Source organism: Pedobacter sp. AK017 (assembly GCF_014200825.1).
Taxonomy (GTDB): Bacteria; Bacteroidota; Bacteroidia; order Sphingobacteriales; family Sphingobacteriaceae; genus Pedobacter; species Pedobacter heparinus.
The window spans coordinates 128,433-140,681 of sequence record NZ_JACHCW010000008.1; the positions used below are offsets into that span (position 1 = coordinate 128,433).

The 12,249-nt window shown below is 44.2% G+C and carries 9 protein-coding genes; 2 read left to right on the plus strand and 7 right to left on the minus strand.

What is annotated here, in order from left to right:
- Positions 1–44: 44 nt before the first annotated feature.
- Both HDC92_RS13035 and HDC92_RS13040 read left to right on the plus strand, forming a co-directional pair.
- Positions 45–380 carry an MmcQ/YjbR family DNA-binding protein gene (locus tag HDC92_RS13035; protein ID WP_012781466.1) on the plus strand — a complete coding sequence of 112 codons (336 nt, stop codon included), beginning with the start codon at positions 45–47 and terminating at the stop codon, positions 378–380.
- Between the two features lie 98 nt (positions 381–478).
- Positions 479–979 (plus strand): DinB family protein, encoded by a 501-nt coding sequence (locus HDC92_RS13040; protein WP_183875105.1) that lies wholly within the window; start codon positions 479–481, stop codon positions 977–979.
- Between the two features lie 61 nt (positions 980–1,040).
- On the opposite strand, the gene HDC92_RS13045 is transcribed toward HDC92_RS13040, so the two are convergent.
- From HDC92_RS13045 to HDC92_RS13075, 7 genes are all read right to left on the minus strand, one after another.
- Positions 1,041–1,484 carry a hypothetical protein gene (locus HDC92_RS13045; protein ID WP_183875107.1) on the minus strand — a complete coding sequence of 148 codons (444 nt, stop codon included), beginning with the start codon at positions 1,482–1,484 and terminating at the stop codon, positions 1,041–1,043.
- Positions 1,485–1,548: 64 nt separating this feature from the next.
- Complete coding sequence (locus tag HDC92_RS13050) at positions 1,549–2,316, minus strand: helix-turn-helix domain-containing protein (RefSeq protein ID WP_183875109.1); 768 nt, start codon at positions 2,314–2,316, stop codon at positions 1,549–1,551.
- 336 nt (positions 2,317–2,652) lie between these two features.
- The gene (locus HDC92_RS13055; protein WP_183875112.1) at positions 2,653–4,140 is read right to left on the minus strand and encodes a hypothetical protein; all 1,488 of its coding nucleotides are present in this window, start codon (positions 4,138–4,140) and stop codon (positions 2,653–2,655) included.
- 12 nt (positions 4,141–4,152) lie between these two features.
- Entirely contained in the window at positions 4,153–5,658 is a 1,506-nt protein-coding gene (locus HDC92_RS13060) for a hypothetical protein (RefSeq protein ID WP_183875114.1), read from the minus strand.
- Positions 5,659–5,683: 25 nt separating this feature from the next.
- A complete protein-coding gene (locus tag HDC92_RS13065) occupies positions 5,684–7,408 on the minus strand; it encodes a RagB/SusD family nutrient uptake outer membrane protein (protein ID WP_183875116.1) in 1,725 nt (574 codons plus the stop codon).
- Positions 7,409–7,419: 11 nt separating this feature from the next.
- Positions 7,420–10,509, minus strand: a complete 3,090-nt coding sequence (locus HDC92_RS13070; protein WP_183875118.1) for a SusC/RagA family TonB-linked outer membrane protein — start codon at positions 10,507–10,509, stop codon at positions 7,420–7,422.
- Between the two features lie 42 nt (positions 10,510–10,551).
- Positions 10,552–12,249 carry a RagB/SusD family nutrient uptake outer membrane protein gene (locus HDC92_RS13075; protein WP_183875120.1) on the minus strand — a complete coding sequence of 566 codons (1,698 nt, stop codon included), beginning with the start codon at positions 12,247–12,249 and terminating at the stop codon, positions 10,552–10,554.

Genomic DNA, 12,249 nt, shown 5'->3' on the forward strand with positions numbered 1-12,249 from the left:
TCAGAAAAAGGTGTGTATATTTAGATCACTTAGTGATATACCCAATGAACATTGAAGATTTACGTGACTACTGCCTAAGCAAGCCCGGAACAACAGAAGGCCTACCCTTCGGAGAACAAACATTAGTATTTAAAGTAGGTGGTAAAATATTTCTGCTTATCGGGTTAGAACAAGCCAACCGGTTTAATGCCAAATGTGATCCCGAACGGGCTATAGAATTACGTGAAAGACATCCTGAAATTATTCCTGGTTTTCATATGAATAAAAAACACTGGAATACCATTTATATGGATGGTGGTTTAAAACCGGCACTCATTCGCGAATTGATTGACCATTCTTATGAACTGGTTTTTGAAAGCCTGCCTAAAAAGCTGCAATAAATGGCGTGTATAGCCATCCTTTTTGTCGCATCCAACCCATAAAAATAATGGTTACTATATATACCTTTATTATAAGGAAGTCACCAAACCCAGATCATATGCAAGATGAACCACTTACACCCTTTAAACAAACAGCTGAACAACTTATAGATTTACTAAGTAGCCAGGAAAGTGAAAAATTAAATAAAAAACCTTTGAATGGCGGATGGTCAGCAGCTCAAATTGGTGAACATATCTTAAAGTCCTATGCATCTGTTGAAACTCTAAGGGGGAGAACCGAACCTAGCCAACGCCCTGCTGATGAAAAGGTAGCTTCTATAAAAGACCTGTTCCTGGATTTTGGCATCAAAATGCAGTCGCCTGTAGAAATATTACCTTCCGACAATTTCATTTCCAAAGACGGTTTACTGGAGGATTTAAAAAACCGGATTGAAGAGTTAAAAGAGATTATTAAAACCAGGGATCTTACAGCAACCTGTCTGGATTTTGCCATTCCCGAATATGGATACTTCACCAGGTTAGAATGGATATGGTTTAATATATTTCATACCCAAAGACACATACATCAATTGAAACATATTAAAATTGCCCCCCATTAAGGCCCCATAAGTTTACACCACAATGTGGTCGCCCGGATAATACTTTTAATTTCTAGCTGGATCATTCAATAGGCTTAACTGGCTTCGGAATTTCCCGTACCTCTACTTTCCCACCGTATAAAAGAACAGGGCAGGATTTCGCAAGCACTAAAGCCTGTTCTATACTTTCTGCCCGAAGAACCAGGTTACTGACAACTTTGAGATTGCCGGATAAGACCGTTTCTTTTCTGATCAGATGCTCCTTTCCTGATACCGTGTAACTTTCTCCAGGAAAAGCGAAGCTCAATATATAAACGCCTTCTGCTTTCCATTGTTCCAGCAATTTCTCCCATAAGGGCCCCACTAATTTTGCCTGTTCTGTACTATAAGTGTCGGGCACCCTTACCAATAAACTGTACTGTTTCATTTGATCTTTTTGCTGGTGATGATTACTATTTTTCTGTGCATAAGTTTTGCCACCTATGAATGCGAGGCAAATAAAAGCCTCGAATAAACCTAATTTCATTTGTCTTTATTTTGATACAAATATCAATCTGTTGGCTGTCCCGACATTGTAAAAAATCATTGATTTACCAATATTGGCCCGACTTGAAAAATTCTGTTGGTGTCTGTCCTGTAAAAAGCTTAAAATCTTTATTAAAGTGGGGCTGATCATAGTAACCATGTTCAAGTGCAATCTCAGTAAAGGTGGATGGTGCAGGATTTTGGTCAATAATGGTTTTGATTTTTACTATGGAAGAAAATTGTTTGGGAGTAGCGCCAACCACTTTTCTGAATCTTTTCTCAAAAGCATCATTGCTGATGTATAAACTTTGAGCTAAGTCATTAATCTTAATTATTCCATGATTTGAATGAATTCTGGCTATAGCTTCCGATACAAGCTTGTCGGGCTTGTTGTGGTCCAGCTTTGAGTATAAAAATTGCTCCACAATGGCAATTGTTGCCAGATCATTTGTTGCTTTAGCTAAGCGCTCTTCTACAATTGAAATTTCAGATGACGGAAAGAAATTATCTAATGAGATACTTTCCTCAAATAACGCCTGAAGCGGTTGCCTGAAAAAAGCAGATACGCCCGTTTCTTCAAACTGTACAATTAAAGCCGCTGTTTGGGCCGCATAATTGATCAGCCGTACAGATTTTCGCAAACCCGAAAATGTTGCGGCAGGTAATGCTGTTTTGCCCGTTTCAGTGATGTACGAAATTTGGCCCCTAAAACGAAACGCAATTGCAAATGAAGTATTTGGTACAACCCTGTTAATCCGTTCATCCCTGCTCTCTATAATTTTGTAAGCTTTGATGAATGGCCGTAATATTACAGCAGGTGTATACGTTTTCATTTTCACCGCAATTTTTTTAGGTATTTAAGCCAGCCTAAGTTAATAAAACTGGATCCAATATAAAGATATTATCCCCTTTTATTACATTTATATTGGTATTGCAAGCGTGTTGGTTTGGTGTTGAAAGGTTTTTTTTATGGTTCCACCCCTATCCAACACCGGCACAATACCCTCTCAAAAACCATTGAAACTGCACCTCATATTAATGGGAATTTTAAGCATATCGTAGCGGGGACAGCAGCCATCCTGCTTGACATAAAAATTACCTTCTCTGAAACGGCATAGCGTCTTTCGCTTTTTCAGCGAATTATGCAGCCGATGAAGAGAAGGTAATTTTTAAGGATTCAATACAATCAATGCCACCGAATTGCCCTCCAGTTTTAATGGTATGGATAAAGAGGCTGCATAATCATAAGCCTGCTCAACACTGGCAGTTAAGCTGTTTTGCGAGGGAAAGCTATAGATGTTGTTGTTTTTACTGTCTATCATATACACCTTGGCATTGATCTTCCCTGTAAATGTAGCCTGCGGAATGTTATTGATCTTTACACTGATCTCCTGATCGGGCGTGAAATTGGTATAGTTAAAATTCCAGACCAAAACCGCAATCCCTTTACCATTACCCATAGCGGCTAGTGCGTTGATGCCCAGGCCCTGGGCAGATAATTTTGCGGAAGTCGCTTTTACACGCGTACCCCGGTCTGAAATCTGTTTGCCAAACATCAGGGCATAGCCATAAGGATTGGGATAAGCATTATTTAAATCGGCCAGTTCGCTTTTATGCAGAATTTCGCCATGGCTGATGGCCCAGTTAAACACCCGGTCTACCCCACCCTCATACAAATAAAATGCCTTTGCCAGTTGAGCTGGTGCCCAGGCCGTCATGATCTGCGCCCGTACCCATGCTGCAGGAAGAAAATCGCCTCCCGACAATCCATACTCCGTTACAAAAACAGGTCTGGGTGTAATCCCTTTGGCTGCCAGTGCCGCTGTAATCTGGGGTTTAGCCGTTTCAAACAGTTTAGGGTTAGTCTGTTCCGTATAACAGTTCATACTGAAAAAATCCAGCCGCCTGCCCGGATCTGTATCTGCTGCATATAAAGTCAGAAACTGGTTGGTATAATCTACCAGGGCCGAAAAATTAGTGGTACTGGTAAATGCGCCGTTACTCAGCATCAGCCTGTTGTTACCTGCCAAACCCAGCTCGGCATTCGCCGCATTAATGGCCTTATAATAATCTTTATACACTTCGTAATAGCTGGCCGCAGATTCGCCAGCATAATCAGGTTCATTGCCTGCCTGTATATACTTGATTTTCGGGAATTTAGTTTTGTAATAGATAATGGTCTGTTTGATAAAGTTTTGAAACAGTACGCCCTTACCATCGCCGGGCAATGGTGTTGTCGGCGAGGATTTATAAGCCGTTAAGGCAATCAGCAGCGAATCGGCACAGGTAGAATAATAGGCCAGAGAAGTTTCTACCGGCACATCACTACTGTATTTGTAGTTATAGCCCTTACTATTAATGGTACCCAAAGCCAGCCAGGTACGTATGGTTTTATGGTTTAGGCCCTGCAACCAGAGGCGTGCCTTTTCGCCCGGCAAATCCGAAGTGGTGGAGTGGACGTTTGATTGTTCAAAACGCATCACGTCTCCCTGTGCTACCGCACAGTCTACCGTAACCATTGCAGATCCGTTGCCCCCGGTAACAGGGGGCAATTCAGGCATTACAGGTACAACAGGCTGAGGGGCATTCTTTACACAGCCCATGGCCAGTACAAGAACCAGCAGCAATCCGGGAATATTTCTTTTTAATGTGATCATATATTTAATTTTTTAAAGTCCAACTGCTTCTTTCCATGATGTTGCTATCCTGACGCCATCAATGGTCACCTTTAACGGAACACCTGTACTTTGCCTTACAACTATCCTGGTCAAAGCCGTAGGATCGGCACCGGAAACATTAGATACCGCGCTTGGTGTACCAGGTTCAATTAGCGGCACAGTTCCATTCAAGATATACAATGTTGACATATTGGTAGCAAATTCATACTTGCTTACAACCAGATAAGTAACGCCATAATCCAGATCTGTTGCAGCATAGGTTACAGTTGTAGAATTCCGGCCCAAGCCCAATGACATTTTACTGCCGTTCGCTTTAGCATAGATCCTGTTAAAATAGGCTGGCGTTGCTCCTGCCGCTCCATCTCCAAAAGAATAGAAGAAATCGGCAGTAGTTGGCCCTGAGGCAAAATTCATCAATTGTGCGCTGTAAACCACTCCGTTTGATTGCGCAGGAAAATCCATGGAAACGTCTTCAGAAGACGAGCCATTGTTTTGCATTACCAACGCTCCTCCGATACCCGACCCTGCATATCCGGTATAGGTTAAGCCAGGTGACAAATATTGAACCGGCCTTGTTGCACTTGCAGAGTAGGCAGTCCATTTACCACCCGATACCGCTGTAATGGAATTTGCGACCGTACCATAGTTAAAATCTTCTTTATGCACCAGCACTCCAGGTATGGCCACTCCAAATTCTACTCCGCTAACATTTACAACCGCATCAGGAACAGTACCCGAACGATGTGAAATGGTCCCGGTTACTGTCTGATTTATACCTGTAGTGGCCAAAAATCTGGCATAAATAGTTACAGGTGTAGCGTTGGCTGTAGCAAAAGGAATGGTTAAAGTGCTGCTGAAAGTATTGTCATCCAATGATACCTGGAAGTTTGCACTTGCACTGATCAGCACGTCTGAAGTTAATTTCGTAGCGTTGAGCACGTACGATTTTGAATCAGAAATTGTACCGGTAACCACGCTGCCAAAAGCGAGTCCGGGTTCTGAAGTTCTGATCTCCGGAATTACAATTGGGTTTCCTTTAATGGTAATACTGGCCGTTGAGTTGATATTGGCTACACTGAGTCCTCCGGTAGCAGAGCTCAGCTTTAATACCAGCGTTTTTTCTCCTTCAAAATTGTTTAAAGAACTCAGCTGAAAGGAAATCTGGGTAGCACCTTTAGGCAGGTTAAGGGTTAAGCCTTCAACCGGTATGGCTGGTGTGGTAGTATACTGGTCTGCAGCTATAGTACTCTGGTTATCTACTGTAATCAGTGCCGTAGCATCTGCTTCAAGTGGTAAGGATAGGGGTAAGACAATGGTTAAAGGATCTACGGTATTGTTCTCAATGGTATAGGCATTGGCCGCAAACCTGATGGTACCCACATTTTGTGGCACGTTAAATTTATCCTTTTTACAGGAATTAAGCAGCATACCCATAATCATAATGCTCATGATGAGTCGGGTTTTGATGCCTGATGAATGCGCAGCTATTAGATTCATAATCTTCTTTTTTTGTGAATTTTGATTACCAGCCCGGGTTTTGCATCAGCTCTGCTGATTTATTGACCTCGCCCTGCGGGATTGGCCACAGGTAATATTTCGGTGCAACAAAGGCCGGTGTACGGATATTGATCAGTTCGTAAGTATAGGTTGCAGGTGTACCGGTACCTAGCCTGGTGATTTTCATCCCGTGCAGGGTTTTATTGGATACATTTTCTGCAATCTTCCATCTGCGTACATCCCAGTAGCGATGCTCTTCAATAGCCAGCTCTACCCTTCTTTCATTCTGGATAACCGTCCGCATCCCTTCTTTAGTAAGCCCCTCTGCCAGTCCATAATCGTCTTCCGGACCAGCCAATATGCCTGCGCGCTTGCGAATGGCCTTGAGCTGTGTGTATGCGGTTTGTGTATCACCTGCCTCATTACTGGCTTCGGCATAATTTAACAGGATCTCGGCATAGCGGATTAAAGGAAAGCAGCGTTCTGTTGCCGATGAGGTGCTACTGGCAATGGTATTGTCGTCCAGCATTTTTCTTAAATAATAGCCGGTTTTGGTAAAGTTAAAACCGTCCTGCGCAGCACCTGCGTAAGTAAATACCGGTGTAACGGTTTTACTGGTGTTCAACCTTGGGGCTTCATTGTACAGGATGCTCCAGTTGAAACGGGGATCGCGGTTTACATAAGGATTTGTGGGATCATAACCTGTAGGGTTTCCAGGCGATTTAAGATCCTCCGTAATTGGTTTGCCGTTGATGGTACCAAAAGCATCTACCAGTTCCTGGTAGGGCATAGCGTTACCAGACCCTGTCCTGGTCGCCGGATCCCACATGGCTTCCAGCGTCCGGTTGTTGCCTGCCATGGCTGCCAGTATATATTCGCTGTTTTTGCGCAGGGTAAATACTTTCTGAAAGCCCAGACCACCAGCCAGCTCATAAAGACTGTACTGGTTCAGGCTGATCACATCCAGCGCTGCTTTTGCAGCCTTGCTCCATCGGGCAGGATCGGCATTCGGATAACCCAATACCCCATCCATATCTGCCCGCCCGTTAAACAGCGGGCTTGCAGCATACAACAGCAGCCTGGATTTTAGTGCCAATGCTGCACCTTTGGTAATGCGTCCAAAATCGAGCCCGGTTTGTACGAGCGGAAGGGCCAGTGCAGCAGCATCGCATTCCGATTCAATATAATTCACACATTCTTCATAAGTGGCGCGTTTGCCTGAAACCGGATCAGTGGCGCCATAAACCACATCGCCTACCAGCGGCACGCCCCCGTAATGTTTAATCAGGATAAAATAATACCAGGCCCTTAAAAAGCGGGCCTCACCGGCAATCCTGTCTTTTAAACGTTGTGATAAGGGTATAGTTGATAAATGGCTCAACAATATGTTTACCCTCCTGATATTGGCATAAGTTTTTTCCCAGGCATCTTTAGGCACGTTGAGGGCACTGATGGCACCGGTTTGAAAGATAATGTTAAATGCAGATGCGGCCAGAAGTGAACTTTCTACCTCGTCACCAAGCGTATAAATTCCAACGCCACTTCCAGCATCAGTAAACCTTTTAGGATCGGCACTAAAGCCAATATCAGTATAAATCCTGGTTAGGAACTGCATAGTGCGGGCACTGTCGGCAAAGGTACTTTCTTCTGTTAAATCTGTGGTTTTAACCTGCTCCAGCACCCCTCCTTTTTTACAGGCTGCAGCCATTAGAACCATAAAGATTGCAGCTAAAAATATTTTCTTTTTCATCGTCTTAAATATTAAAATCCAACTTGCAGGCCCAGGTTAATTACTTTTTGCACAGGATAGGTTCCGGCACTGCCACCGCTGGCGATTTCCGGATCCTGTGAATACAGATCAAAATTGGCCCAGGTGTACAGGTCATAACCGCTTACATAAATCCTGGCCGAACTGATCTTGACTTTACTGGTCCATTGTTTGGGCAGCATATATCCGATATCGACCGATTTTAACCGGATGTAATGGGCATCGACCATCCAGAAAGAAGAGGCATTTGAAGGACTGCTTGGCCCGGCAAGATCATTGCTTAAGCGTGGAAACGTTGCTGTTGCCGCGGTTTCTGGTGTCCACCTGCCCAGGGCAGATTTTTGCAGGTTGCCCTGGAAAGGGATAACCCCTGCCGTTGCGATCCGATAACTGTAATCGAAACTGCCCTGAAAAAATACATTTAAGCTAAAGCCCTTGTATTCTACACCTAAGGCTGTACCCAATACGGTTTGTGGCAAATTAGGTTTACCAATGGCCCGGTAATCTTCCTGATCAATTAACCCGTCATTATTGGCATCTTCATATTTGATATCTCCAGGTTTGGCATTTGCAACATGCGCATAATTATCAACTTCTTCCTGTGTCTGGAAAAAGCCCAGGGCATTATAGCCAAAACCCTGGCCTATTGGAAGGCCAGTTTTTGCCAGGTATGCATATCTTGGTGCAGCCTCTCCCTGGTACACCACTTTGTTTCTTGCCCTGGAGAAGGTAAAGCTGGCCGAATAATTCAGGTTACCGGTTTTATGACGAAACCCAAGCTGCCCGTCAAAACCTTTGTTTTCGGTAATGGCCGAATTGGTATAGGGCAGGTCGACACCGATAATCTTCAACACATCTTCTTTGATATACAACTGGTCGTAACGGTAATCATAGAAATAATCTGCCGTTAAGCTTAGCTTTCCGCCAAAAAATTGTGCATCCAAACCGATATCTGTTTTTTTGGATTTCTCCCAGGTAATGTCCAGATTTCCTAAACTACCTTCCTGTATGCTGGTAAAAGTATTGGAACTTTCACCAAAATTATAGTTTGGACCCGTTCCATAAATCTGTTCTGTTTTATAGTTGTTGCCCTTTGTAATGTCGGACCCGGTCATCCCCCAGGAACCTCTTAATTTTAAGAGATCGATGAATTTAAAGTTATTTTTCATAAAAGGTTCTTCAGCAATGTTCCAGCCTGCAGATACTGCCGGGAAAAAACCTTTGGTTTTTTTTCCAACAAACTGGCTGGTCCCGTTATATGCCCCGCTAAAATCGACCAGGTAACGCTGCTTATAATCATAACTGGCCCTGTATGAAAATCCGTTGGAACTTACCGGTGCATACTCCTGTAGCAGTTTAACATTGGTATCTGTATTGTAACTGCCTTTTGTAACATCATTTATATTATAAAGCACCAGCCCCCCAATATTGTGGTTGCCGAAAGACCGGTTATAATTAATCTTGGCCAGCGTATTCAGCGTTTTCCTGGTAATGGCATTTTCCGCAGAACTCTCCAGGGTTAAAGGCTCCAAACGATACAGGTTATTGCTGTGAATGGTATAGGTATTGTTTACCGGGTTATAATAAAAGGCCGGGATGTTGTTGCGGTAAAGTTTTCTGTCATAACTCACATCACCTGAATAGGCAATCCTGGCCTGTACAGATAAACCCTGGGTAATAAAATCGAGCTTATGATCGGCACTCACGAGTACATTAAACTCATTTCTGTAGGTTTTATCGTAGCCCTGTAAAGCCAAGCGGCCAATCAGACTGGTTTCATAGAAGGAACTCCTTGAGCGAAATGCCCAGGGGTAACTCCCGTCGGGGTTAAGTAAGGGCTCTGCATAAGGCGGAAGGCGCTGAAAGCTATATACGGTGCTTAAAGGCGAGGTGGCAATATGTGGTTCTGTAATGGTACCAGTGCGTCCGGTTACGTCTAAACGTAAGACCAGGTCTTTAGTGGCCTGCATATCCAGGTTGGACCGGAAGGTATAGCGCTGATAAGCATAATTGTTATCGGGGGCTTCATACGTACCTTTGCTGAAGTTTCTGAGGGCCCCGTTCTGAAATACCTGCCCGGCGGATACAAAGTATTTGATCTTTTCACTGCCTCCGGAAATGTCTACGGTATTGCGGACCTGGTAAGCATTGTTTCTAAACACGGCATTGTACCAGTCTACATCCGGATGTCCATAAGGGTCGTCTTTTAAACGCCAGTGCTCCAGGTCTGCATCAGTAAACTCCGGCGGTGTGCCGTTGTCGTCATTCCTGATGGCCTCGTTTTTTAAGCTGGCAACGGTATAGGCGTCCAGGAAATTTGGTTTGTGTACGGCAGACTGCAAACCAGATTCCGTATTGAAAAATACTTTTGGCTTACCTATCTTGCCACGTCTTGTAGTGATCACCAATACACCGTTGGCGCCCTTGATTCCATATACAGAAGTAGTAGAGGCATCCTTCAGGATGGTAAAGGTTTCAATTTCGTTCACATCTAACTGTGCCACCTGATCGTAAGTATATTCTACATCATCTACGATGATCAAAGGTTTCTGCGACTCGCCCGAAAGTGAGTTGACCCCCCGGATATAAAAATCGGCGCCGGTTTTTCCGGGCTGGCCAGAGCGCTGCTGCGAAATAAAACCCGGCGCACGGCCTGCCAGCGTATTCTGGATATTTGGCGTGGGTGTAGTGCGCACATCAGCAGCCGAAATGGTACTGATGGCACCTGTATTTGTTATTTTCTTGGCTGTTCCAAAACCAATTACCACCACCTCTTCCAGGCCCTTGGTGTCTTCTTTCAGTGTAATGTTTACGGTGGTTTTGCCGGCCACATTCACTTCCTGTTTCAGGTAGCCTATGGCTGTAACCTCTAAAATATTGGAATTCCCTTTCAGGGTAATCCGGAACTCGCCTGTCTCATTGGTGCTGGTCCCGTTGCCCTTTCCATTTTTTTCCTGTATGCTCACCCCCGGTAAACCACCTGCATTATCTTTAACCGTACCACGAATTGTTGTTTGTGCAGTTGCAATAAATGACAGCAAACAACAGTTGAGCAGGATGATCATTTGTATTAATTTCTTCATAATCTTATATCATTTAAGTTTTAATAAGCCCTTCCGGGATTATTATTGATATCCTTCATTTTGTGTTAGGTTTACATTTTTGGAAATTTCGCTGTACGGAATGGCATACCTGTACATCCTTGGTGCAAAAAACTGGAAAGGTATGCTCAAGGTTTCTACCTGGTAGCTCAATGCGGTTCCGGTTTTGGTAATACGGATGCCATGTAAAGGTTTGTTGTACACCTGTTCAGCAATTTTCCAGCGCCTTAAATCCCAGAAACGCTGTTCTTCAAATGCCAGTTCCACTCTCCGGTCATTACGGATTTGTTCGCGCATCTGATCGGCCCTGAGGCCATCAGTAAGGCCATAAGTATTGGGTGCTGTACCCAGCAGGATACCGGCCCTTGCCCTGATGGCCCGCAGGTAGGTATAGACCGAATCGGCACCTGTACCCGGGCCATCCACTTCGTTTTTAGCTTCTGCAAACAATAGCAGGATATCGGCATAGCGGAATATCGGGAAATTATGGGTCTGGTTGGAATAGGCTGTTCCATTAGAAAAATCGGCCATGAACTTACGCATATAATAACCCGTTTTGGTCTGTACAGTTGAATTTCCCGGACGGTCCCTGCCGCCGTTAAATGTTTCGACCTCACGGCCTAACCAGCGTGAGCCATTCCGAAATACCGTTAAATCCAGGCGCAGGTCGCGGTTGGCATAAGGATCATTTGCATCATAACCTGTCGGATTGGAGCCCGATTTCAGGTCAGTTGTAATCGGCAAACCTTTTCTGGTCGGAAATGCATCTACAAGCTCCTGGGTAGGACTGGTCCGCCCGCGGCTGGTTGTAGTACCATTAATATAGCCAACAGGTGCATTATTGGTTTCCACATCAAATGTCAGCGCCCTTTGATAGGCCAGGATCACCTCGTTATTTTTACGGACAAGAAAAACATTGGCAAAAGAAGTTTCCAGGCTATATACACCCGTCCTGATCACATCAGCCAGTGCATTTTTTGCTTTTCTCCATTTACCGATGTCATTTCCAGGGTTATTCAGCGGGCTGGCTGCCAGTACCAATGCCTTAGCCTTTAAGGTTAAAGCAATGGATCTTGTGATCCTGCCGTAATCTCCGGCAGGGATCGGGTCAGGTCTTAAATCGCCGCTAATGGCATCACATTCACTTACAATATAGTTTACACAATCGTCAAAAGAATTGCGTGGCAGCCTCAGGTCATCGTTAATGGTCAGTACGCGGTCGCCCAGCAAAGGTACCCCACCATAACGTTTAATCAGTTCATAATAAAACATGGCCCTTAAAAAGCGGTTTTCTGCCTTCCAGTACTGGCCCTGTATAAATATGGCAGGATCAGACTTTTTCAGGTTCACTTTGGGAAAGTTCTGTACAAAAAGATTACATTTCCTGATGCTGATGTAATTACTACCCCAGGCATCATCACCATTTACCAGTGCTGAATAGCCCCCATTGGTGAACCTGGAAATGGCCGTATTGTCGGCTGATGGAACGGCATCATCACTGGCTGCATCCAGTAAATTACCATCAATCCTGTTGTATCCATTGGGCAGGCCGGCATAAATATCGTTTAAAAAATAACTGGCATTGGTACCCAGCGAATCTTTGGAATCCCATAGGTATTCTTCTGTAATTAATTCCAGGGGCCGGTCTTCCAGTTTCTGACACGCGGTAAAGACCAGGGCTGTAAAAGCCAGACTAAACAATGAATATTTATAATTTATCAT

Excerpts from the sequence above, each read along its gene's own strand:
- HDC92_RS13070 (WP_183875118.1), bottom strand. The coding sequence starts at position 10,509 with ATGAAGAAATTAATACAAATGATCATCCTGCTCAACTGTTGTTTGCTG.
- HDC92_RS13075 (WP_183875120.1), bottom strand. The coding sequence starts at position 12,249 with ATGATAAATTATAAATATTCATTGTTTAGTCTGGCTTTTACAGCCCTG.
- HDC92_RS13045 (WP_183875107.1), bottom strand. The coding sequence starts at position 1,484 with ATGAAATTAGGTTTATTCGAGGCTTTTATTTGCCTCGCATTCATAGGT.
- HDC92_RS13060 (WP_183875114.1), bottom strand. The coding sequence starts at position 5,658 with ATGAATCTAATAGCTGCGCATTCATCAGGCATCAAAACCCGACTCATC.
- HDC92_RS13065 (WP_183875116.1), bottom strand. The coding sequence starts at position 7,408 with ATGAAAAAGAAAATATTTTTAGCTGCAATCTTTATGGTTCTAATGGCT.
- HDC92_RS13055 (WP_183875112.1), bottom strand. The coding sequence starts at position 4,140 with ATGATCACATTAAAAAGAAATATTCCCGGATTGCTGCTGGTTCTTGTA.
- HDC92_RS13050 (WP_183875109.1), bottom strand. The coding sequence starts at position 2,316 with ATGAAAACGTATACACCTGCTGTAATATTACGGCCATTCATCAAAGCT.
- HDC92_RS13040 (WP_183875105.1), top strand. The coding sequence starts at position 479 with ATGCAAGATGAACCACTTACACCCTTTAAACAAACAGCTGAACAACTT.
- HDC92_RS13035 (WP_012781466.1), top strand. The coding sequence starts at position 45 with ATGAACATTGAAGATTTACGTGACTACTGCCTAAGCAAGCCCGGAACA.